The following is a 23,830-nucleotide window of genomic DNA, read 5'->3' on the forward strand; positions in this document are numbered from 1 at the left end:
TTTTAACGCCCTGGTGAAATACTGGGGCGCTAATGGAGCAAAAAAGAATGCACGTATTACGTCCTATAACAGCCAACGATTTTGATGCACTTAAACAAATTGCGATTGAGTCTGGTCATGGGTTTACATCACTCCCTGTAGACGATCAACTTTTACAAGAAAAAATTGCCCGCGCAGAAAATAGCTTTTCAAAAGAGATTAATCAGCCCCACGATGAGAGCTACCTTTTCGTACTTGAAGACAGTGAAACGGGCGATGTTGTTGGTACAACCGCAATCGAAGCTGCGGTTGGGCTGAACGTCCCTTTGTATCATTACCACTTAGGCAAAACCGTTCATCACTCTCGTACACTCAACGTTTATAATACAGTTGATATTCTCAGCATGTGTAACGACTACACAGGTTGCTCTGAAATCTGTACCTTATTTTTACGTGAAGCTAGCCGACAAGGCCTCGTAGGGCGATTTTTATCCCGCTCTCGTTTTTTATTTATGGCACAACACAGCGAACGCTTTGCCGATACCATTATCGCTGAAATGCGTGGTGTGAGTGATGAAGATGGCCACTCTCCTTTTTGGCAATGGTTAGAAGAGCATTTCTTTAGTATTGAATTTCCTCAAGCTGATCACCTTGTCGGTTTAGGCGACAAAGTATTTATTAGTGAATTAATGCCCAAATACCCTATTTATGCCAATTTACTTAGTAAAAAAGCACAAGCAGTAATCGGCAAAGTACACGAGAAAACAAAGCCCGCACTTAAACTTCTTGAAAAGGAAGGTTTTGAGCATCGCGGCTATGTAGATTTATTTGATGCAGGGCCCACCGTTGAAGCTAAGCTTGGTAACATTCGCAGTGTACGTGAATCACTTGTATGCCCAATATCAATTGGTGAGCTTGATTACGTCGATGAGCAAAGCTCTGATACTTTAGCAGTTTGTAACCAAGGGGTGAGAGACTTTAGAGCAACCTTCACCAAGCATGCCCATTATAACCACGCCAAACATACCTTAATTGTAAGCCAAGACGTAGCTCAGGCACTTAAATTAAAACAAGGGGATGCAGCGCGATTTTTTCGCCTGTAACCACAGTAGGAATATTATGAGTTCAGAATCACTCAATACACAGTTAATTAATAACCAGTGGCAAGCAGGTCTTGGTCACGTGTTTAATTCAGTCAATCCAAGTAATGGGGAGATTATTTGGCAAGGTGCGACTGCAAGCCCTGCACAGGTTGATAGCGCCATTTTAGCCGCACGTAACGCGCAGGTTGAATGGGCTGACAAACCAATTTCAGAACGTATTAACATCCTTGAAAAATTTGCAGCTCTGTTAAAAGACAATAGTGAAGAACTCGCTACCATTATTGCTAAAGAAACTGGCAAGCCATTATGGGAAACGCGTACTGAGGTAGGCGCAATGGCAGGTAAAATTGCTATTTCTATCAAAGCACATAATGAGCGCACCGGCACTACTGAAAATCCAATGCCTGGTGCAAAGGCATTTATACGCCATAAACCACATGGTGTAGTGGCTATATTTGGCCCTTACAATTTCCCTGGTCACTTACCAAACGGGCACATTGTGCCGGCCATTTTAGCGGGTAATACCGTGGTATTTAAACCCTCTGAATTAACCCCTTATGTTGCGCAGTTTACTTTGGAATTATGGTTAAAAGCTGGCTTACCTCAAGGGGTGATCAACCTCGTTCAGGGTGAGGTTGAAACAGGTAAAGCGCTTGCTAGCCACAAAGACATTGATGGCTTATTTTTTACCGGAAGTTCAAATACTGGCCATATATTACATAAACAATTTGCCGGCCACCCAGGGAAAATTTTAGCGTTGGAGATGGGCGGTAATAACCCACTTATTATCAAAGATGTAGCTGATATTAGCGCAGCAGCCCACGATATTATTCAGTCTGGCTTTGTCACTTCAGGACAACGCTGTACCTGTGCACGTCGTGTCTTTATCGAAAAAAGCCCAAATGGCAATGAGATTTTAGCAAAGCTTATCGATGCGACTAAAAATATCCTAGTGGGTGACAGCTTCGCTGAGCAACAACCATTTATGGGTGCGATGATCAGTGAGCAAGCAGCGCTTGGCATGGTCAAGGCTCAGCAAAGCTTAATTGATTTAGGCGCAAAGCCATTAGTAGAACTGCAACATTTAGAGCCGGGTACAGGCTTTGTTAGTCCTGGGATTATTGATGTTACCCACATCAGCGAAGTGCCAGATGAAGAGCATTTTGGCCCATTGATAAAAGTGTATCGTTATGACGACTTTGATAACGCTATTATAGAGGCAAATAACACTTCTTTTGGCTTATCTGCAGGGCTATTAAGTGATTCAGCTTCGGATTACCAATACTTTTTAAAACGTATTCGTGCTGGCATTGTTAACTGGAATCGCCCTATCACAGGTGCATCAAGCGCCGCGCCATTTGGTGGTATAGGAGCCAGTGGTAATCATAGAGCAAGTGCCTATTATGCAGCCGATTACTGCTCATACCCAGTTTCATCAGTAGAAGCAGAGCACGTAAATTTACCAGCAACCCTCGCGCCGGGCTTAATAATAGAATAATTAGCAGACGAAACAGTCAAAAAATTAAGGAATTAAAATGCACACAGATGTAAATACATTATTTGAAAACTTATGGCAAAACTACTTAGCTGTTACACCATCGGCCGTAAAAGTACATGAGTTACTTGGATCAACGCAAAAAGATAACATTATTAATGATCACATTGCACTGCGTACCTTTAACCATGAAAAAATTGGCCTTGAAAAACTAGCGGCCCATTTTTTAGCCGTTGGCTATAAAGAGTGTGGTGAATACCACTTTGAAGCAAAAAAACTGTATGCTAAGCATTATGAGCACCCAGATACGACACAGCCTAAAGTATTTATCTCTGAATTACTGGTAGATAAATGCTCACCAGAGCTACAGGCTATCGTTAATGATATGGTTGACAGCATTGACGCTGATGCTGTTACTAACGATGACTTTTTATACTCAGGAACGCATTGGCAAGTAAGCTCTGATACGTATAAAAAATTACTAAGCGAAAGCGAATATGCTGCATGGATGTCAGCGTGGGGTTATCGTGCGAATCACTTTACAGTGAATATTAATGAACTTGCAAAGTTTGATAATATTGAAGACGTTAACCAAGCTCTTAAAGATGCAGGCTTTGCATTGAATACATCTGGTGGTGAAGTTAAAGGGTCTGCTGAGGTTTTACTTGAACAATCATCAACCTTAGCTGATGACTTTGCTGTAGAGTTTAGCGATGGAAAAATGAGTGTACCTAGCTGTTTTTATGAGTTTGCCCTGCGTTACAACAAACCAGATGGCGAAATTTACACTGGCTTTGTCGCTGCATCTGCAGATAAGATATTTGAAAGTACTAACGCACGCTAATAAACACCGAGCCAAAGAACGCACTCTAAACCTCACTTTATCGGTGAGGTTTTTCATCCATAAGTAAATAAAATCGCCATAACAAAAGCTCCCAATCAAACCTAACTCACTGATATATTGACTATAAAACATTTAAAATAGCTATTACACAAATCTAAAAGTGACCTTATTATTACGCCGCCTCTTGAAGATAGCCAATCCGAGTACATACAAATCTAGTTTTTAGCTAGGAAAAAGATCTATTATCCAAGAGTAAATTTGACTGCATGTAAGAAACTTTGCTTGGTTTAATGCTCTTAATGAAACTCAACTGACGTTATAACCAAACTACCTGCAGCAGCGGTTGCTGCAAACCAACCTATACATGATGAAATTGCACAACCGTCTAACAACATTTATTGAACAATTAATTGCCCAGCACGGTGCACCTTTAATGATGTTAGACTGCGAAGCGAAGTGCACTCAATATAGTGCACTTCGCAATGCATTACCGGCTAAATTCTAATAGGTGTCTGAAGGGTGACTAATCTAGCTGATAGTTCACGTTTTTTAAGAGTAATGCCTTATCTATCATGCTCAAAGCTCACTAATGAATGAGCTTTGAGCATAGGTTATATTAAAATATTTTCAATGCAAATTATTGCCCAACTTGAATATTAATTGGGCTTGAAAAATCAGTTATGCGCTTTACTAATTTACCGTCTTTATAAAGTAATAAACTAGGCACATTACGCACTTCATTACTGATAAATAAGTCATTGCCGTGATCAATAGTTAAAGGGTGAGTGACATTAAATTTATCTTTATATTCGCTCACAGCTGCTTCATCAGTCCATAACTGACTAATAATTGCTTCAATATCAACTCCCTGCTTAGCCAGTTTATTCATTTGCTGTTGCGCTGAAATGCAGCTTTCAGCCATTTCTGGGCGCGTATCAGCTAAGTACCAGTCACACCAAGTTGCTGTAAATAAGACTGCTTTATTTCCCTTTGGCGGAATAACCAGTGGGCTAGTAACTGGGTTGTCTTTTTTATCGATAAGTTGACCTTGAGGAACTACGCCGTCATGTGATAACAACTTTAAGGTGTTATCGAGCGCTTTATCAGCTTTATGGCCTTGAAAAACAACTTTGCCCGTTTTATCAAGTAAAACATGAAAAGGCGTACCGATGAATTCATAATATTTGGCAACTTTACCAGTATGATCTGTCATCATGGCCATGCTTAAATTGAAGCGTTGCTTTACTTTTTTTACAGCTGCGGTATCGTCATTCAAATCGATATTTATTGCTATAAATGTGATTTTTTTACCAAATTTAGTGTAGGCATTTTGAAAGTGCGGCATTTGTTCCATACATGGTTTACACCACGTAGCCCAAAACTTTAAATACACCGGCTGTTTCGGTTTATAGGCACTTAAATTTAGTAGTTTATCTGATTCAGTTGTTAAAAGTAGCGGCTGCTCGGATGATAGTGTTTGGTAACTAATAAGCTGTAAAATGAGCACTACCATAAAAGGGATTACTTTGTTAGTCATATGTCACTCCTTAAATGACAGCCAGTCTAACGATACAGCCTGTTACTGTATTGTAAGTTTACGACATTAAAGGAACCGCTCAGATTATGCGAAACGACCAGCTATCGTTACAAGGCTTCAAAGCAGTTGCAGCATGCTCCCAATTACAGCCTTTTATTGATAATTTTTGGACTATAAAGCGTACAGCGCCATTTTTAGATACCAGCCACCTACTTCACAGTGATTGTGCATCGGGTATGATTTTTAACTTTAGTGATCAAATCGAAATCAATAATATAGCATTAAAAAATGCAGGCTATATTTGTACTTCATTCATAAAGTCTCAACAGCTCAAGTTAACAGGGAATATAAATACACTAGGCATTCGCTTTAAACCTGCTGCAACGAGGTTGTTTACGAATTTACATGCTAAGGACACCAAAGAACTGATAACGACGGATATCAACTACACCCTAACATCACAGCTCTATGAGCAATTAGCACAAAGCAGTAATTTTGTACATCAAGTGCGTTTTTTAGAACTATTTTTCTTAAATAGCATTAACCAACATAACAACAACTTAAATTCACTAGAGCAGACATTGAGCCAGCATTTATTAAAGGTAATTGATGCCCATTACGGCCATATAACTTTATCTGAACTAAGTGAGAATACTGGTTTACATACAAAGAAAATAGAACGCATTTTTAGCCAATACATCGGTATTAACTTTCGTCAAAGTTGCCAAATAACAAAATCAAAGCATGCAATGAATACGATTAAGTCGCAGCCAATGAAGCCGCTATCTGAAATTGCAGTGGATTTAAATTATTTTGATCAAGCTCACTTTACAAAACAGTTTAAAGCGGTAATTGGTGTCACGCCTGACCGCTATCACAATCAAAAACACGGCCAACTTTCGGTTACTAAAAAATGAACCATAATCAGAGTAAACCAATTTATACTTCAAATCGTACATTAACTTAAAGCTAGGAGTTATTATGAAAAACGAAATTGATGGAAAGCAAATTTTAGCTGTCTATGAAAAAATAATACAACACGGTGAAGCGACAGATGAAGGCAAGTTTTATTCAGGCTTAACTGCTTTTTCAGATATAGATGGATACACAATTTACCTCAAAGGCAGTGGCGTATTACTAAGATTCGGTTTTCATAACACCTATCACTTAGATTATGAGCACGATAAACACAAAGATGATTTTTTAAAAAAGCTGAGTAACATTCTTAATGAAGTATAGGAGAGTATGTGACGACAGAGCACCGAAAAAGACGTACAACACCAACTAGAAATGCAGCATTCATTAATCTAGTCATTGCTGCATTACAAGACGATCCGAGTAAACTTGCAATCATCCGCAATAATTTAAACGAATACCGCCAACAGCAGTTTCTAAAACGCGGTTTCTTGCTCGCAATTGAGCGTTTTGACTGGGTCTTTGAAGCGACTGATGATGTACAGCAAATTTGCGACCAAATAATGGCTGATGATTATATTGGTAACCGTCTAAGGCGCTACCCACTGCTATTTAAAGGCGTTATTAGCTAGGCTCATTCACCGTACCTGATTGGAAAACTATCGTTTATAGATGATTGATGCGGTGAAAAATGCTAGATTGCAGCAATTTTATTATTTTGAGAACCTTGCTATGTCAAAAGCTGTCGACACTGCAAACTCAACAAATCCAGAAAAACAATCAGGTTTATTTAACCGTTTTTTGGCAACAGTTGAGTTTTTGGGGAATATGTTACCCCACCCTATTACGTTATTTGCCCTATTTTGTGTGGCTATCATTGTTTTCAGCGGCATCGCTGACTGGTTTGGCTTAAGTGCCATAGACCCAAGGCCTGTCGGTTCAGCTGGTCGTGATCCTGATGGCGTAATTGAAGTAGTCAGCCTTTTAAGTGCTGAAGGCTTACAGCGTATTGTTACAGGACTAGTAACTAACTTTACCGGCTTTGCCCCTCTTGGCACTGTACTCGTTGCTTTATTAGGTGTGAGTGTAGCAGAGCACTCAGGTTTATTATCAGCAGCCATGCGCGGCATGGTGATGGGTGCATCAAAACGTTTAGTAACATTCATGGTGGTGTTTGCTGCTATTTTGTCAAATACCGCATCTGAACTGGGCTATGTTGTGTTGATACCATTGGCAGCAATGATTTTCCACAGCCTAGGTCGTCATCCTTTAGCGGGGTTAGCAGCTGCTTTTGCCGGTGTGTCAGGTGGTTACAGTGCAAACCTACTGTTAGGCACGATTGACCCATTACTGGCGGGTATCACAACACCCGCTGCTCAAATGATTGACCCCACCTACCAAGTAGGCGCAGAAGCTAACTGGTATTTTATGATGATATCAGTATTACTCATCGCTTTATTAGGCACATTCGTTACTGAAAAAATAGTTGAACCACGCTTAGGAAAATATAACCCTGATGAAGCCAGCTCGGACCTTGCAGATAACAATATCCAAGGGCTAACTCACATTGAAAAGTCAGGCTTAAAATGGGCTGGTGTGTCTTTACTTGTCGTATCTTTACTACTTGCATGGACTATCGTGCCTGCCGATGGCATTTTACGTAACCCAGAGACTGGCTTAGTGGCTCACTCGCCATTTTTAAAGGGTATCGTGGTCTTTATATTTGTAACTTTTGGTATTCCAGGCTTTGTCTATGGCCGTGTTGTGGGCACCATGAAAAACGATAAAGATGTCATCGATGCCATGAGCAAAAGTATGAGCTCAATGGGTATGTATATCGTACTGGTGTTTTTTGCAGCCCAGTTTGTGGCATTTTTTAAATGGACAAATTTAGGCACTATCTTAGCAATCAATGGCGCTGCAATGCTACAAGCACTGAGCCTTACAGGCCCTGAAGTATTTGTGTTATTTATCTTTATGTGTGCTTTAGTTAACTTAAGTTTAGGCTCATCATCAGCGCAATGGGCTGTAACTGCCCCTATATTTGTCCCTATGTTAATGCTCATAGGCTATGCCCCTGAAACCATTCAAGCCGCATACCGAATTGGCGATTCTGTTACTAACCTGATCACTCCGATGATGAGTTATTTTGGCCTAATACTCGCAGTAGCGACTAAATACAAAAAAGATATGGGAATAGGCACACTCGTTGCGACCATGCTGCCTTACAGTATGTTCTTCTTTGTTGGCTGGGTCGCATTATTTTACTTATGGGTATTTGTACTCGGTTTACCAGTAGGTCCTGAGTCGCCAATCTACTACACACCTTAATCAAGAATAAATAATACCAGCTTAGGCTGGTATTTTTTTAGATATAAAGCAATTTAACTGTACTCAATTTTTTGATTTTCAACACTCATCATTATTTATTTTAATGAAATTTAAACAAGCCCAGCGTATTCTTTTTATAAACAAGGGTTGCTACAATAATAGAAAATTATTCTAAAAGGATTTGTTTATGAAAAAACTACTTATTTTGCTCTCTTTACTCTGTAACACTGCATTTGCGTTAGAGTTTCAAAAGTACCCTGTTGTTCTTGAGTCATCACGTGGTGAGCAAGTCATCATCGTTGAAACCCTCGACAAATCTCAAGCACTGATCAAAGTTGTCGGCGTAAATCACCCTATCGATGAGGTAGTATTTCTCACCGACCTATTACCCCATGGAAGTATTAAAGCATATAAATATATCTTCGATGGCCAACAACGTGCTCTAGTGACTCGTGAACAAGGTTATGCCTGTTGCAGCTACGCTTTGTATTTACCAGACACTCGTAAAGCAATTTATTTATCTGAGCAAAAAGACAAACGTAATAAAGCAATATCTGAAGATACTTACGCACAATATCAAGCTCAGCTAGCTGATAATATTCAAGCCAACTTCGCAAAATTTAACCGAGATAAAGCAATTGCAAATTCGCTTGAAGCATTAGACAAAGCACAGCAAAGATTTACAAAGCAGTGTGGCGGCAAAATTGAAACAACTATAAATTGGCAAGAAATCGACGACAGCTTATTACAAACCTATGCCATCGGCGCATATTGCGGACAAGTCGCTAACTCATTAGCAAAGCAGTGTGAAAGTGCCAGCGAATTCAAATCCGTTGCTCAACAGTTTAGCAAAGTAGAATGTGAATTTACTGATGAATTAAAGTTGCGCCATACCGATTCATTAATCCACTTCAAAACAGCGCCTAAAGCACCTAACCAAGCTCAGTTTGTTGAAGCCTATTTGCGCAATTTATAACCTGCTGATTTTAAGCTAACTCCTTAAACAGATTAGCCAATAATAATTATTTAAACGTGACTTTGCCGCCAATCATTTTATAGGCGGGTGCGCCGCGGATGAGGGTATCGCGGGCAAAAGGGCGTTCGCATTGCGGGCAAATACAAGGGGTTGTGGTGAAGTCTTGGTTGATACGCTCTTTAAAGCATTTAACTAAAGCACCTTTCCCGCCTTTGCGGTATTTGAATAACTGGGTTTTACATTGACTGCAAAAAATATCGACGGTTTTTGTGGGGCCTTTTTTATTTGGTTTTGCCATTTTAACTACTTCTTTTACTGCAAATACCTCTATAGGGTAACAGGTTATGGCCAAAGCCCCAAAACTAAACCCATTAGCGTAAATTGCAAAATATGATAACCACTATTAACCAAAAATAGTTTTAACGGGCGTTGCTCAAACAAATAAGTTATACCATAGGCACTGCTGACCCAACAAACTCCAATAATAAATGCAGCTCCAACACTGACCCCCAAACTTGGCGTTGGCCCGACGAACAATGATAAACTAAGCGCAATAAAGAACGAGAGAAAAAAGCTGCCAATGAATACTCTTTTTGGATCAATAGTCTTTAAATCAAGCTCTGTTAATCCACACGCCTCCATCCAAATTCGTTGAAATAATAAAGGCGAATACCAAATACCGCCCAAGGCAAAAGAGGATAAGGCAGCAATAAGCACCGCGAAAAAATTTACTTGGGAAAAATCCATATACGGCTCAATTAGGACGATAAATACAAAGGATATATTTACTTTAGTAAATGAATGCTATTACGGCAAACCTCCATTGTAGCAAAAATAACAACAACTAAATTTCATCCATCGCTTTTCATTGCTTAACAGGCTTTTTTTGGAGCTTTCGCTGTAAGGTGCGTCTATGCATATTAAGTTGCCTAGCTGTTTCTGAGATATTACCTTGATTAAAGTGAAGAACTTGCTGAATATGTTCCCACTCTACCCGTTCAGCTGACATAACAGTATCGGGGGTAGCTTTAATTTCGGCTGTTAGTTCATTGTTTATATCCAATGCTTTAACTAACGTTAGCATATCAACGGGTTTTGTTAAGTAGTCATTAGCGCCTATTCGCATCGCTTCTACAGCAGTCGCTATACTGGCAAAGCCAGTCAGTAGCACTATATGACTGGTAGGAAGTAATTCCTTAATTGGTTTTATTAATAACAGCCCATTGTCATCGCCAAGCTTCATATCTAACAGCACATGGGTTGGTTTACATTGTTTTATATATAGCAATGCTTGTGCGCTATTATGTGCCACTTCGCAAGTAAAGCCATGTTTAGTTAAACGTCTTGCTAACGTATTCGCTAAATTTATATCATCTTCAATTATAAGCAATTTCATTAATTTTCTTCATTTAATACTGCAAGCTGTACCTTAGCAACAGCGCCCCCTTCGGGGTGATTATAAAGTGTTAAAGAGCCTTGTAGCCGTTCAAGTGTTACGTTAGATAGCAACACTGCTAGCCCCATTCCTGACTTACTGGCCATTATGTGCCCGCCTAGTTGAGTTAATTGTTCACTGGTAAAGCCCACCCCATGATCACGTATCAACAAGCTCACTTCATTATCACTTGCTTGCCAACTCAAAGCTAACTGTACTTGCTTATTTTGCAGATTTGCTGTGGCTGAGTTTTGCAATAAGTTAAGAATGGCAGGTAACAGCATTGCGTCACCTTTTACATTTACAGCTGGAGCATCATTTTGCCATATCAGTTGTTGATCCGGGTATTGTAAAAGCATACTGTCTTGGATCTGCTGCGCTAGCGCAGGCAATTCAATGTAGCCAATGTCACTGCGAGTTCTTAATTGCGCTGATAAATCTCTAAAGTTATTTAGTTGAGTTGCGCACTGCATTAGCGGTTTATGCATTTCATTAATGAGCACATTGCTCGGTTGCTCTTCTTGTAGTTCTTCAAAAAGCAATTGTAAATTTGCTATTGGGCTGGCAAGTTGGTGAGTAATTTGGGCAGCTGCGCCATCTAGTGTAACTAACTGCTCGGAGCGTAATTGTTTCTCGCGTACCTTTGCAATAGTACGCTCTCTAGAGTGCAATGCCCGATTCATAGTGCCAATCACCAAAGCAATCACGCTGGCACTGATGACAAAATTAACCCACATGCCCACGAAATGGCTGGTCATATCCATATGATGCATACTGTGTTGTGGCATTTTGTACAGTAATAAGCTGTAAGCCGATATTGCCAGCACCGCAATATATGCCAGCCCTTTAGCACGTACGCTCACAGCAGCAATCATAATAGGTAACAGTAACAATGAGACAAATGCGTTTGTTGCGCCACCACTGAGCGACAATAAAACACTTAAAAATAAAACATCCGCGGTGAGTTGCATCAACATACCCATCTCTTTTGCTTTACTCACATTGCGATAAGCAACCACACTTAATATTTGAAATACTGCCTCTAGGGAAATAACAAGCAGTAATTCATAGAGTGGGATCTGGTGTTCCAATAAAAAATAAACCGCGATCACCGCTAAGAGTTGTATTGCAATCGCGCCGCTTCGCAGCATCAATAAGCGGCTAATTGCGGGATCTGTTTGCATTAAAAATGCCATTTACGTATACCTAAAGCTAAGAGTTAATCTTCATCCATTGATATATTAAATACGGCGCTGAGTGTGCCTTGATAAAATACCATTTCCCACGACGCTTCACCATATCGACAAAGCGACATTCGTAATGAGTAATTAAATTCGGCATCAATAAGATGATTAAACAGTGATGCCTTTATATTACTACGCATAGCAGCCCTTACGTTTTTTCATAGCCATATTGCACCTATCTTATCAAGGTAAAGATTATATAAGCATTTATTATTTTTCATGCTAGCCTTTTTTCTACTACCATTAACGTAAATTACGTTTAATTACCACTATTTACGATATAAACAAAGCGATAAACTAGTCTTATAACGGGATTTTTGGTATAAAACACGCATTAATGACAGATGTCTGACCACTACAAGAGAACACACTATGTCTTACGCACATATAACAGGTTGGGGAAAATGCATTCCACCAGCCCGCATTAGCAACGATGAAATTAGCCAACTTGTTGATACCAATGACGAGTGGATCACTACCCGCACGGGTATCAAAGCGCGTAGAGTAAGCCACGTAAGCACAGCTGAATTAGCAACGGTTGCAGCAAAGCATGCCATTGCTTGTGCCGGAGTTGATGCTAAAGACATAGATTTAGTTTTATTAGCCACCTGTACACCTTCAACCATGGTGGCAAATACAGCCTCATTGGTACAAAAAAATATCGGTGCAGTCGGTGCAGCAGCAATGGATACAAACGCGGCCTGTTCTGGCTTTTTGTATGCATTACAAGCTGCAACGGCACAAATTCAAGCAGGAATGATAAAAAAGGCAGTGGTTATTGCTGCTGAGCGAATGACCTGGTATGTTAACTGGGATCGTCGTGACAGCGCAGTATTATTTGGCGATGGCGCAGGTGCCGTTGTACTTGAAGCTGCCGATACACCATCAGGCTTATTGGCGAGTAAAACAGGCTGCGACAGCGAAGACCGCGATATTTTGCATATTACCAACTTCGGTAGTGATATTGACAAGTACAGTCCAGCAGGCCCATCAGATTTATTGTTTGAGGGACGCGAAATATTCAAACGTGCAGTAAAAGGCATAAGCGAAGCGTGTGATGATGTACTAACTCAAGCAGATTTAAGCTTAGATGAAATCGACGTATTGGTCCCGCATCAAGCAAACTTACGTATTATCCAAGCCATTCAACAGCGCCTTAAAGTGGCTGATGAAAAAGTAATGGTAAATATTGGCGAATATGGCAACACATCGGCAGCCACTATCGCTATCGCACTATGTGAAGCTGTTGAACAAGGTTTAATTAAGCCTCATGCTAATATTATGTCTGCTGCATTTGGTGCCGGGTTAACCTGGGCCGCAAGTTACATAAAATGGGGCGAGCGTGTTACCCCTATTAACACCTGTGACGCGGCACTACCTTTATGTGACAAAACAGGTTTAGAGCTTGTTGAAGCTGCTGTGGCTGCATGTAAAGGCACAGATTAATCGCATGAAGCGTCATTTAAAGCGCGATTTTCGCGCTTTTTTTATAGGAAAAATATAAAGCTTAGTTAAAACGACTTGCTAAGTAATTAAATACAGCGCGAATTCCTAGAGCTTCACCACCAGCTGGGCGACCTGGTAAAGATCGTAAGTTCCAAGCCATAACATCAAAATGTACCCAATCGGTGTTCGGCTCAACAAACTCTTTTAGATATAAAGCGGCCGTTATGGCACCACCGAAAGGTGTGCTGGCACAGTTAGCCATGTCTGCAACATCGCTTTTTAGAAAGCTTGTGTATTGTTCAAATAAAGGAAGTTGCCATACCGGATCGCTTACATTCATACCTGAATCAACAATACCGTTTGCAACATCGCGGCTCGTAGAGAAGAACCCTGGTAACTCCGTACCTAGTGCGACACGGCAAGCCCCTGTTAATGTTGCAAAATCAATAAGCAATTCTGGTTTATCATTTTGTGCTTCGGTTAAAGCATCACATAAAACTAGGCGCCCTTCTGCGTCTGTGTTATCTATTTCAACCATAATGCCTTTGCGTGTTTTAATCACATCACCTGGTCGAAATGCATTACGTGATACAGCATTTTCAACAGCAGGAACAAGCACACGTAAACGCACCGGTAAATTAGCCGCCATTATTAATTGCGCCAAGCCAATAACATGGGCAGCACCGCCCATGTCTTTTTTCATGTTACGCATACCTGAACTTGGTTTCAGATCCAAGCCACCTGAATCAAAACACACGCCTTTACCAACGAGCGTCACTAATGGTGCTTTTTCATCACCCCATTTTAAATCAAGTAAACGCGGTTTATTTTCACTGGCGCGCCCAACCATGTGGATTGTTGGATAGTTTTGCTCAAGCAACTCATCGCCAACCCATTCACTAAATTCACCTTTAAAAGTGCTAGCTAAGTCGGTCATAACTTGCGATAAATGCTGAGGCATCATATCGGCCGCAGGCGTGTTAACCAAATCGCGTACCAAATTAATTGCACTTGCTTGCTGTTCCAAGCGCTCAAACATAGCTTTATCTGCAATAGCTAATTGTGCTTTAGGAGCCCCTTTCGCTTTATATTCGCTAAACTCATAGCCACCTAGAATAAAACCTAGCGCAACTTGCTCTAGCTTGTGCTCTAGGCCTTGTATTTGGTAACAGCCAGCAGGGAGTTTAGTCGCCAGCTCACCGGCTACCCAAAAATCGTCAAGGCTATTAACCAAACAATAAACGTGTGCCAATGCCCCTGATTTCTCATCAACTACCAAGGCCAAGCCTTGCTTTTTAAAGTCACAACTTTGTAGCCAGTTTTGTAAAAAAGTAGATTGGTGTTGCAACCAGTTAGCTAAGTCACTTTTGGTAATAAAAGATAAAGGAATTGCTGAAGAAGTATGATGAATTAATGCACTCATTAAATGACTCATTTTTAAAATAATTAGAACTTTAGCATACCAATATACCTAGTCAAAAGGTATAGCTAAGCGCAGAGCAAATAATACAAAGTGGCATTATTTTTTTACAGAAGGGGCCGAAGTTTGCTGCTTCCTTTCATCTTCGGCTATTTTTTGATCTATTTCTTTTAGTGGCTTGTTAATATTAAAAGAGCTAGGTAATACCTCTACACCAACATAGCGCCCTAACTTAACAACTAAAGGAATAGTTATTGGGGCAAAAGGAAGCACTGCAAAAACACCCAACCCCAAGCCTTTGAGTATATCTACAAATTGCGCATTGGCTTTACTTAAATCTTCTTTACTCACTTCGCCGTGTGTATAACGACGGTAGATGGTGAGCATTTCTTTTGTTTCTTGTTTTTCTTGCGCAAGTGCAATTTTTAATGCCACCATAGAACGCTTAAAACGCAGTTGTTGGCGTCTTTTGCTGATCTTAGCAACCCGAAAGGGCGCACGGTGAATTACTTTATATAATCGCATGAAAGTATTTTCACATAGCTGGGCGTGTTCACAAAGCAGTATTTATATTTGCTGTGATATAATCGCTGTTACCCGACTCGAAATTACTACGACTATGAAGATTGACAACAATATAATAGCCACGACAGAGCAAAAAGATAAACCACAAAGGCCCGCCTCTGATGAATGCTGTGGCGGTGGAAGTTGTTGCCCATGTGTATGGGACGAATACCGCGAAGCATTAAAAACATGGCGGGAAAATAACCCGTTACCACTTACAGATAAGCTATAATGCAAAGGATATACTTTGCTATAACCTATTTTAAAAAACGAAACTGCAGCAATTAGTAAATTTTTTCATTTAAAAAATAGCCATTTATGTTCATAAAGCAGCTTCGCCATTAAAGCCACTCAATTAAAATCGTTATTTATCAAGTGGGTTAATCATATTTAATTTTCCTCTATACAATATACACAAAAATTCATTTATTTTAACATCTTGAACAATTAATTAACAATATGTATAAATGAATAACACCTCTAATCATTAAGATTATATTGGTGTAATAATCGAAACAATTCTAACTGGGGAAATTAGAATGAATCTTAAAAACAACATATTAAATCAAGCCGTAAAACTTGCCTTAACGACAACGACTGCTGGTCTATTCGTATCAGGTAGTGTGTTAGCTGAAGAAGCAGAAAAAACACAAGTAAATAAACATGTCGAAAAAATTGCAGTGGTTGGCACACGCTCTGCACCGCGCTCCATTGGTGATTCACCGGTACCTATAGATATCATTGGTGGCGAAGAGCTGGGTAAATCAGGTAATACTGATATGCTAGAGCTATTAAAAGGTGCGATTCCATCTCTTAATGTTCATCAAATGCCTATCAGCGATGCCGCATCACTGGTACGCCCAGCTAATTTACGTGGCCTGCCATCAGACAGTACCTTAGTTTTACTGAACGGAAAACGTCGTCATCGCGCATCTGTCATTGCATTCTTAGGGGGTGGTATTAATGACGGCGCACAAGGTGCTGATATTTCAGTGATCCCAAGCATCGCCTTAAAACAAGTTGAAGTACTTCGTGATGGCGCAGCAGCACAATATGGCTCAGATGCCATTGCTGGTGTAATGAACTTTGTTCTAAAAGACGCCTCAGAAGGCGGGAGCTTTGAAGTACGCCAAGGTGAATACTATGAAGGCGATGGTGATACCACGCAGATTTCAGGTAATATTGGTTTACCCTTTACTGATAACGGTTTTGCTAACTTAAGCTTTCAATATAAAACAGCCGATGCAACGAGCCGTTCTGTACAACGTGCAGATGCGAAAATACTGGCTGACAACGGCGTACCAGATATTCCCCCCATTACCCAAGTATGGGGAGCACCTAAAGTTGATGATGATATTTCAATCTTTGGTAATATTGGTTTAGAGCTAACCAACGACTCCGAGTTCTATATGTTCGGTAATTACTCCGAACGTGATGTTCGTGGTGGCTTTTATTACCGTAACCCAAATACACGCCCTGGAGTTTACGGTGTTCAATTATATGAACTTGATGGTACAGGTTCACCAGTACTTGATTCAAATGGTGATCAAATACCACTAACAGATGCAAACGGTGATAATCGATTTGATCGCTTAGTCGCAGACATGACAGGTGACTTTTCAGGCAACTGCCCTATTACTGATGACATGAATCAAGGTGGCCTTAATATTAACGATTCACAGGGTTTGCAAGATGTCATGAATAACCCTGATTGCTTTGTATTTAACGAAATGCTACCAGGTGGGTTCACGCCTAATTTTGGCGGTAACATCACCGATACTTCTCTAACAATAGGCACCAAAGGTGAGTTCACCGATGGCTACCTAAAAGGTGCCTTTTATGACTTAAGTGGTACCGTTGGTTTAAATGAATCTCGTTACTTTATTTATAATACCATTAACGCATCGCTTGGTGCTGAAAGTCCACGTGACTTTAGCCCTGGCAAATATTCACAACTTGAGAAAAACTTTAATTTTGACTTATCAAAAGGCTTTGATTGGGGTTTAGCATACGACGTGAACATGGCTGGTGGCCTTGAGTGGCATGAAGAGACCTTTACTGTTACCTCAGGTGATGAAGCATCATTTATTGCAGGTCCTCTGACTGAGCAAGGCTTCAGTATTGGCTCTAATGGTTTCCCAGGCTTTAAGCCTTCGGATGCAGGGGAATATACCCGTCGTAACTATGCAGCCTATATTGATGTTGAAGCGCCTTTTACTGAAGATTTTTTGATGGGCTTAGCACTTCGCTTTGAAGATTATGATTCATTCGGTTCAACAACTAATTATAAGTTAACGGGTCAATACCATGTTACTGAAGACTTGAATATTCGTGGCTCAATTAGTACCGGGTTTAGAGCTCCCACCGTTGGACAGGCCAATGTCAGTAATGTACAAACCAACCTAAGCAGCGGTATTTTAGTTGATTCTGCATTGCTTCCGCCAACCAATCCAATTGCAACACAATTAGGTGGTACAGAGTTGGAGCCCGAAGAATCACAAAGTTATACTTTTGGTGCAGTTTACACCATCGGCGACTTATTCTTAACTGTTGATTATTACAACATTCAAGTTGAAGATCGTATTAGCCAATCTGAAAAAATTACTTTAAGCCAAGCAGATAAAGACGTCCTTGAAGAAGCTGGCGTCCCTAATGTGCAAAACCTAGCACAAGTAAGCTTTTTCACTAATGACTTTGATACTACAACCCAGGGTGTTGATTTTGTGGCTAACTACGCTGCGGATTTACTCGGTGGTAGCTCAACCTTTAGTCTAGCCTACAACTGGAATGAAACAGAAGTAACGCGCTCTAGTGACATCACCGGTGCATTCAAAGTAAGCCGTCTAGAAAATGACTTACCGAATCATCGCGGCACACTTAGCTGGGCTCAGCAATGGGAAAGCTTTTCAGCGTTTACTCGCTTAAATTACTTTGGTGAATACCAAGGCGTGCACGTTGATTTTGACCAAACAGCTAAAATGGCTGACGCTGCGGTGACCTTAGATGCTGAAGTAACATATTTCTTAAATGACTCAATTAGCTTCTCTGTTGGCGCACAAAACCTACTTGATCAAGATGCAGAAGAGTTAGACTTTGAAGAATCTGCTGGCATTCCAAGTAATAGTTTTGGTGGCAAATACTATGAAACATCACCTTACGGCATTAACGGTGGTTTTTATTACGTAAAAGCAACGTATACGTTTTAATTATCAATAATAGCTAGCGGGCGAAATGCATTGAGTTAATTACTCAAGACATTTCGCCTTTTTCGATTTATATTAAATGAACAAATAAGACTAAAAATCCAAATACAGTGACGTATGCTACTTGAAAAAGCGAACCAATTACTTGCCGACAACCGTTTAAAAGAGGCAGAGTTTCATTTTAAAACCCTGCTCAAAACAGATCCAAACAACGGCAATGCGCTTTTTGGCTTAGGCCGAATAGCATTACGACTCGAACGCTTTGATGCAGCCGTGTACTTATTACAACGAGCCTGCGAGCATTTACCTAATATGCTTGAACCGCTGCATGCCCTTGCTGATGCATTTAACGGGGTCAATTCACCAGCAGATGCTCTGACCGTGCTTGAATACGCAAAATCAATTGCAAGCCACAATCCTGAGCCACATTACTACCTTGCACAACATTATTTAACCTATGGCGAACTCGATAAAGCCCATACTACATTCGCTCAAGCACTCAGTATCGGACTTTACCCAGTCACAGCTTATATACTTTACGAGTTAGTGCAATTAGGCCGCTTTGACGAGCAGCATAATTACATCAGTAATTTGCACCACTTGCTTACACAAACCAATAATTTACGCTTAAAAATGGTGTGTTATTACGCCTTAGCGAAAAGTTATGACAAGCTAAATGATATTGAACAAGCGGCTAACTATTATATTCTAGCCAACAAATTACAATTTCAATTAACTGACTTTAAAACAGCGCAACTCGTTGAGTTTTATGAGCACATAAAACAATATCACCCTGTAGAACTATTCCAATCTGATCACAGCAGTTTTACCGCGACCTTAACGCCAGTATTTATTATCGGTATGCCCCGTAGTGGCTCAACCCTACTTGAACAAATAATTGCAACTCATAGCGAATTTGCCACCATAGGTGAAGATAGTACAATCAGTCGAGATGTTGTGCCTTTTATTGAGCATAAAACCAAGCTGCCCTACCCTGAATGCTTATCAGCACTAACCCCCTCTGTAATAATGCAAGCAAGGGAGATTTACACCCTAAAACTCAAACATGCCAAATCTATTCGTGCCTTTATGATCAATAAATTACCTGCTAATTATCAGTCGCTGGGACTGATCAAATTGCTTTACCCGAACGCCAAGTTTATTGATATGCAACGCGGCTTTGATGCAACAGCTTGGTCGGTTTTTAGTAATTACTTTGGCGAAAATGAACCCTATTTTTGTTCATTACCTGAATTTAAAACTTATTACAGCTTATACCAAAACCTTATGCAGCATTGGCATAGGGCATTTTCAGACTCAATTTTCACATTGCAGTACGAACAGCTAGTAAACCAGCCGAAAGAAACTTTACAGCACGTTTTTAATTTTTTAGGGTGTGAATACGAAGCTGGTTGCTTAGATTTTTATAAATCGAAGCAACCCGTTAGTACGCTCAGTAAAGGAGCAGTTCGAAAGCCGATAAACACCAAAGCAACCGAGCATTATAAGCGTTTTGAAGCTACGCTACATAACTTACTTAATGAGCCGCAAACCAATTAACTAAATCAGTAAATTGATCCAGCTTAGCGCTTGAGTGAGTCAGCATATTAATATGGTCGTAATCATGCTGATGGCCATGCTTACGACCATAAATTTGAAGCTTTTGCACGCCTTTGCCCGATTCATCAATAAATTTTTGAATATCAATAGGCTGAGCTAGGGCTTTATCTTTCACTCCCGCAATGTGAAGTGTCGGTGGTAATTCTAAACCAGCGACAATTTTAGCGTAATCAAAGCCATCATCAGAATCTACCCAAGGCCGCCTTTTTGCCCACTGCATGCTTTGATAATGCGATTTTTGTGTTTCATCATCACTCCCCCACTTTAAACGTTTTGCCGGTAAGTAGCCGTGCTTTTTTGCTAAAATAGGCGCTAATAAATACCAAATAATATTACCTTGCAGGTATTTTTTAGGATGATGATTATACAACGAACGCTTAGTACCAAAGTAAGCACAGGCTTTCACATCATTAATATATTCAGGGTAGCGAGCAAATACACTATTCATTAGTACGCCGCCCCATGAATGGGCAACCCAGTAAGCAGGAGCCTTACCTTCAAGCTCAGTAATTTTAGCAATGAACGCGGGGATATCTTCAATTATTGCTTCAGTTTGACCATATTGCGCATGCTTTGAAATAGCCGGCGTACTATCGCCGCGGCCTCGTAAATCAGCAGCGTAGCAGACATAACCTTGCTCGGCTAAATACGGGGCTAAGCCTTTATTACTGTGAGTATAAAAAATTTTGCCATTCTCTACAGCCCCGTGCACAAATAAAACCGCAGGTCCGGTTTTTTCATCGTTATATATACGTCTTAAATGCAGCGTTTGTTGCTCACTTAAATGAATATAAACAGATTCTTGTTTAATTGTCATAATGCAGCCTATTGTTATTATGTCTCACTTTAACTCATCCTACCAGTAACGCCTGTAATTTGGCAGTTTAAAATTACCCTCTGTTTATTAATCTGTTAAACTAACGACTTGTATATTCAGTTAGTAATCAATAATGAAAGCCTCGCCAAACAAATCAAAATTACACCCTCGTAATCGTCATAATCAAGGCTATAATTTTACGCTTTTAACAGCTAAAGAACCGGCCTTATCTACTTATTTAATTGAGACTCCAGCAAAACAAACAAGTATCGACTTTAGCGATAACAAAGCAGTTAAAACACTCAATCAAGCTTTACTAAAAGCCTATTATGATGTTGAATTTTGGGATTTGCCTGAGCACAACTTATGTCCACCGATCCCTGGGCGCGTTGATTATATTCATTATCTAGCCGATTTATTAAGTGCTGATAATCAAGGGCTTATCCCCACTGGTAAACAAGTGAAAGTGCTTGATATTGGCACAGGCGCAAGCTTAGTCTACCCACTTACGGGCAGTGCTGAGTATAACTGGGCCTTCACAGGAAGTGATATTGATCCGACATCCGTAAAGCTTGCCAAACAGTTAGCGCAATTTAATAACCGTAAAATCAACATTAAACTGCAAAAGCAACCTGAGCATATTTTCAACGGTGTGATCAACGCCAAAGACCTCTTTCATTTAACACTATGCAACCCACCTTTTCATGCCAGCTTTGAGGCTGCAGCGCAAGGGACAGAGCGAAAATGGCGCAATTTAGGTAAAGCACCTAAGTCAGACTTAAATTTTGGCGGTCAAAATAATGAACTTTGGTGTGAAGGAGGAGAAGCCCAATTTATTTCCACTATGATCAAAGAAAGTGCCGACTTTGCAGAACAATGCTTGTGGTTTACATCACTTGTATCAAAAAAAGAAACGCTCAGTGTGTTAAAACGGGAATTGAGTAAACACCCGGTCGCAGAGGTTAAAATAATCGATATGGCACAAGGGCAAAAAGTGAGTCGTTTTATTGCTTGGAGCTATTTTGATCAAGCAACTCGTGAAGAAATTTTCCAAGAGTTTAATATATAGGGAACACACCATGATTGACCTTCGCTCTGATACCGTAACCCAACCATGCAAATCGATGCGTGAGGCTATGTACACTGCACCTTTAGGTGATGATGTGTATGGCGATGATCCTAGCATCAATGCCCTCGATCAATTTGCAGCTCAAAATATACTGTTTTCGCCAAGCGCACCGTTTCGTTTAGTGACACACTTGGGTATCACTAAAGAATCCGTCGATACGTTTATACATGCATTAGCGGCTGAGATTTAACGCCGCTTTATAGTGCTTACGGCACACAGAGACGTAGCGATTATTACCACCGATTTCCACTTGATCGCCATCTGCGATTGCTTCACCATGTTCGTCTGTACGTAACACGTGATTCGCTTTACGGCCACAATGACACACGGTTTTTAGCTCAATGAGTTTATCGGCCCATGCTAAAAGATAATGTGATCCAGTAAATAGCTCGCCTCTAAAGTCATTACGTAAGCCGTAGCATAAAACTGGAATACCCAATTCATCCACCACGTCTGTTAACTGTAATACTTGCTGCTTAGATAAAAACTGACACTCATCGACCAAAACACAATGGCGCTTTTGCTCAGTATTAAGTGCCTTGATCAGTTCAAACACATCTTTTTCTGCATCAAAAATATGCGCATCGGCTTGTAAACCAATACGTGACGATACTTTACCAACTCCAGCTCTGTCATCAATAGCTGCTGTTAATATAACCGGCTCCATACCGCGTTCACGATAATTAAATGCCGATTGGAGTAATGTGGTTGATTTACCTGCATTCATTGCAGAGTAATAAAAATACAACTGAGCCATTTAGTTACCTTGAACTGATCACTATAAAAAAGAGCGAGTATGCTAGCGCATATTCGCTCTTTCAGCACTCATTTTATTGCTGTTAATTGCGCACTTCACATAATTTACTATAAAAGTTGGTATCAATAAATGCTAACTGTAATGCCCCTTTACAGTTAACTTTTATTATCGATTACTAACTGTTAAAGACTGACTTTCACGAGTATGAGTTAAGTAGTCGATCAACAATTTACTACTATCTAATGAGGTTAATTTTTGCCAGATACTCAGGCTTAGTTTTTTATTTTGTTGATAAAACTGCCGTGAAAATACCAAGTAGCCATGTCTTAACTCATAAGGAGGATAAATAGCTTGCACATCTTTATTGGTATGAGGAAAATTGGTGATTTCAATATTACCAATTTTACAAAGCTCAACAGTAGCATCAACAACTCCCTTATCAACAAGTTCAAAGGCTTTATCACGAGAGTGAGTGTAATGAATAAAAAAAGGTTCTTGTTCCAGTATTTTAGATAAGCCATAACCATTTGGTAGCGCGAGGGTAAATGCTCTTCGCTGAAAAATCTCTCGTGTGCGCCATTTATCTCTAAATTTATATCCACCAACTAGACAACTACTAAATTGGTTAAATGCTCTACTAGGATCTGGAGTTTTATTACTGGTACTAGGAAATACAGCAAAACTCTCTCGCCCTTTACGGTAGCTTGCAATAACAGCATCGACATTATTATTTTTCAAATCGTTTAAGCATCGTTGCCATGGCTTACGCTGATAGCTTATAGTCAATCCATCCAGCTTTTTGTCGAGCTGTCTCAGTAATTCAATAGATGCGCCCGGATCATTAAGTGGTATTTCTTGACCTGCGCCTAGAAACATTGGTGCAACATTTTTATCTTCATAACAAAACCTAAGCTCTGTATTTGCAAAGAGCTGTAAACTAAAGATAAATAAACTAACTAAAATAAAAGCATGTAATGAGCTTTTCATTTATCACTCACCCTCCTATTAAATAATG

24 protein-coding genes and 1 pseudogene are annotated in these 23,830 nt (G+C 40.1%); 14 read left to right on the forward strand and 11 right to left on the reverse strand.

Going from position 1 to position 23,830, the window contains the following annotated elements; translation table 11 throughout:
* The first annotated feature begins 47 nt into the window (after positions 1-47).
* Genes astA through B5G52_RS04790 form a run of 3 tightly spaced genes read left to right on the forward strand, consistent with a single transcriptional unit; the run spans position 48 to position 3,421 of the window.
* Positions 48-1,082 (forward strand): arginine N-succinyltransferase, encoded by a 1,035-nt coding sequence (gene astA / locus B5G52_RS04780; RefSeq protein WP_087531611.1) that lies wholly within the window; start codon positions 48-50, stop codon positions 1,080-1,082.
* 16 nt (positions 1,083-1,098) lie between these two features.
* On the forward strand, positions 1,099-2,580 hold the full coding sequence (gene astD / locus B5G52_RS04785) for a succinylglutamate-semialdehyde dehydrogenase (RefSeq protein ID WP_087531562.1): 1,482 nt from the start codon (positions 1,099-1,101) through the stop codon (positions 2,578-2,580).
* Positions 2,581-2,617: 37 nt separating this feature from the next.
* Positions 2,618-3,421, forward strand: coding sequence for a DUF1338 domain-containing protein (locus tag B5G52_RS04790; RefSeq protein ID WP_087531563.1), 804 nt, complete (start codon positions 2,618-2,620; stop codon positions 3,419-3,421).
* 637 nt (positions 3,422-4,058) lie between these two features.
* Here B5G52_RS04790 and B5G52_RS04795 read toward each other — a convergent pair.
* Positions 4,059-4,958: a thioredoxin family protein gene (locus B5G52_RS04795; protein ID WP_087531564.1), complete on the reverse strand. Its 900-nt coding sequence runs from the start codon at positions 4,956-4,958 to the stop codon at positions 4,059-4,061.
* A gap of 86 nt (positions 4,959-5,044) precedes the next feature.
* Here B5G52_RS04795 and B5G52_RS04800 point away from each other — a divergent pair, with 86 nt between their 5' ends.
* The 5 genes from B5G52_RS04800 (at position 5,045) to B5G52_RS04820 (ending at position 9,180) form a co-directional block, all read left to right on the forward strand.
* Positions 5,045-5,875 carry an AraC family transcriptional regulator gene (locus B5G52_RS04800; protein ID WP_087531565.1) on the forward strand — a complete coding sequence of 277 codons (831 nt, stop codon included), beginning with the start codon at positions 5,045-5,047 and terminating at the stop codon, positions 5,873-5,875.
* 64 nt (positions 5,876-5,939) lie between these two features.
* Entirely contained in the window at positions 5,940-6,197 is a 258-nt protein-coding gene (locus B5G52_RS04805) for a DUF3081 domain-containing protein (RefSeq protein WP_087531566.1), read from the forward strand.
* A gap of 8 nt (positions 6,198-6,205) precedes the next feature.
* Complete coding sequence (locus tag B5G52_RS04810) at positions 6,206-6,505, forward strand: hypothetical protein (RefSeq protein ID WP_087531567.1); 300 nt, start codon at positions 6,206-6,208, stop codon at positions 6,503-6,505.
* A 100-nt stretch (positions 6,506-6,605) separates the two neighbouring features.
* Positions 6,606-8,204 (forward strand): AbgT family transporter, encoded by a 1,599-nt coding sequence (locus B5G52_RS04815; protein WP_087531612.1) that lies wholly within the window; start codon positions 6,606-6,608, stop codon positions 8,202-8,204.
* Positions 8,205-8,391: 187 nt separating this feature from the next.
* Positions 8,392-9,180, forward strand: coding sequence for a hypothetical protein (locus B5G52_RS04820; protein WP_087531568.1), 789 nt, complete (start codon positions 8,392-8,394; stop codon positions 9,178-9,180).
* A 46-nt stretch (positions 9,181-9,226) separates the two neighbouring features.
* On the opposite strand, the gene B5G52_RS04825 is transcribed toward B5G52_RS04820, so the two are convergent.
* The 5 genes from B5G52_RS04825 to B5G52_RS22010 form a co-directional block, all read right to left on the reverse strand.
* Positions 9,227-9,478: a hypothetical protein gene (locus B5G52_RS04825; RefSeq protein WP_087531613.1), complete on the reverse strand. Its 252-nt coding sequence runs from the start codon at positions 9,476-9,478 to the stop codon at positions 9,227-9,229.
* A 44-nt stretch (positions 9,479-9,522) separates the two neighbouring features.
* Complete coding sequence (locus B5G52_RS04830; RefSeq protein WP_087531569.1) at positions 9,523-9,927, reverse strand: DUF1761 domain-containing protein; 405 nt, start codon at positions 9,925-9,927, stop codon at positions 9,523-9,525.
* Positions 9,928-10,045: 118 nt separating this feature from the next.
* Positions 10,046-10,576, reverse strand: coding sequence for a response regulator transcription factor (locus B5G52_RS04835; RefSeq protein ID WP_087531570.1), 531 nt, complete (start codon positions 10,574-10,576; stop codon positions 10,046-10,048).
* Positions 10,576-11,799 (reverse strand): HAMP domain-containing sensor histidine kinase, encoded by a 1,224-nt coding sequence (locus B5G52_RS04840; RefSeq protein WP_087531614.1) that lies wholly within the window; start codon positions 11,797-11,799, stop codon positions 10,576-10,578. Before B5G52_RS04840 ends, B5G52_RS04835 begins: the two co-directional genes overlap by 1 nt.
* A 35-nt stretch (positions 11,800-11,834) precedes the next feature.
* Positions 11,835-11,999, reverse strand: coding sequence for a hypothetical protein (locus B5G52_RS22010; protein WP_176372500.1), 165 nt, complete (start codon positions 11,997-11,999; stop codon positions 11,835-11,837).
* Between the two features lie 232 nt (positions 12,000-12,231).
* Here B5G52_RS22010 and B5G52_RS04845 point away from each other — a divergent pair, with 232 nt between their 5' ends.
* On the forward strand, positions 12,232-13,305 hold the full coding sequence (locus B5G52_RS04845; RefSeq protein ID WP_087531571.1) for a ketoacyl-ACP synthase III: 1,074 nt from the start codon (positions 12,232-12,234) through the stop codon (positions 13,303-13,305).
* 61 nt (positions 13,306-13,366) lie between these two features.
* On the opposite strand, the gene B5G52_RS04850 is transcribed toward B5G52_RS04845, so the two are convergent.
* Together B5G52_RS04850 and B5G52_RS04855 are read right to left on the reverse strand one after the other, a co-directional pair.
* Positions 13,367-14,728: a M17 family metallopeptidase gene (locus B5G52_RS04850; RefSeq protein WP_087531615.1), complete on the reverse strand. Its 1,362-nt coding sequence runs from the start codon at positions 14,726-14,728 to the stop codon at positions 13,367-13,369.
* Positions 14,729-14,824: 96 nt separating this feature from the next.
* Positions 14,825-15,250: a hypothetical protein gene (locus B5G52_RS04855; protein ID WP_087531572.1), complete on the reverse strand. Its 426-nt coding sequence runs from the start codon at positions 15,248-15,250 to the stop codon at positions 14,825-14,827.
* A 94-nt stretch (positions 15,251-15,344) separates the two neighbouring features.
* On the opposite strand from B5G52_RS04855, the gene B5G52_RS04860 reads away from it, so the two are divergent.
* From B5G52_RS04860 to B5G52_RS04870, 3 genes are all read left to right on the forward strand, one after another.
* Complete coding sequence (locus B5G52_RS04860) at positions 15,345-15,521, forward strand: oxidoreductase-like domain-containing protein (protein ID WP_087531616.1); 177 nt, start codon at positions 15,345-15,347, stop codon at positions 15,519-15,521.
* A gap of 307 nt (positions 15,522-15,828) precedes the next feature.
* On the forward strand, positions 15,829-18,495 hold the full coding sequence (locus B5G52_RS04865; protein WP_087531573.1) for a TonB-dependent siderophore receptor: 2,667 nt from the start codon (positions 15,829-15,831) through the stop codon (positions 18,493-18,495).
* A 114-nt stretch (positions 18,496-18,609) separates the two neighbouring features.
* The gene (locus B5G52_RS04870; protein ID WP_087531574.1) at positions 18,610-20,052 is read left to right on the forward strand and encodes a sulfotransferase; all 1,443 of its coding nucleotides are present in this window, start codon (positions 18,610-18,612) and stop codon (positions 20,050-20,052) included.
* On the opposite strand, the gene B5G52_RS04875 is transcribed toward B5G52_RS04870, so the two are convergent.
* Entirely contained in the window at positions 20,030-20,929 is a 900-nt protein-coding gene (locus B5G52_RS04875) for an alpha/beta fold hydrolase (protein ID WP_087531575.1), read from the reverse strand. The genes B5G52_RS04870 and B5G52_RS04875 overlap by 23 nt on opposite strands.
* 133 nt (positions 20,930-21,062) lie before the next feature.
* On the opposite strand from B5G52_RS04875, the gene rlmF reads away from it, so the two are divergent.
* On the forward strand, positions 21,063-21,998 hold the full coding sequence (rlmF, locus tag B5G52_RS04880; RefSeq protein ID WP_087531576.1) for a 23S rRNA (adenine(1618)-N(6))-methyltransferase RlmF: 936 nt from the start codon (positions 21,063-21,065) through the stop codon (positions 21,996-21,998).
* Positions 21,999-22,008: 10 nt separating this feature from the next.
* Positions 22,009-22,140, forward strand: a pseudogene (locus B5G52_RS22285) (beta-eliminating lyase-related protein); the annotation flags it as partial.
* 90 nt (positions 22,141-22,230) lie between these two features.
* Here B5G52_RS22285 and B5G52_RS04890 read toward each other — a convergent pair.
* Together B5G52_RS04890 and B5G52_RS04895 are read right to left on the reverse strand one after the other, a co-directional pair.
* Positions 22,231-22,815: a thymidine kinase gene (locus B5G52_RS04890; RefSeq protein WP_087531577.1), complete on the reverse strand. Its 585-nt coding sequence runs from the start codon at positions 22,813-22,815 to the stop codon at positions 22,231-22,233.
* Positions 22,816-22,980: 165 nt separating this feature from the next.
* The gene (locus B5G52_RS04895) at positions 22,981-23,802 is read right to left on the reverse strand and encodes an amino acid ABC transporter substrate-binding protein (protein WP_087531578.1); all 822 of its coding nucleotides are present in this window, start codon (positions 23,800-23,802) and stop codon (positions 22,981-22,983) included.
* Positions 23,803-23,830 lie beyond the last annotated feature (28 nt).

The sequence above is a fragment of the Pseudoalteromonas sp. A601 genome (genome assembly GCF_002165575.1).
Taxonomy (GTDB): domain Bacteria; phylum Pseudomonadota; class Gammaproteobacteria; order Enterobacterales; family Alteromonadaceae; genus Pseudoalteromonas.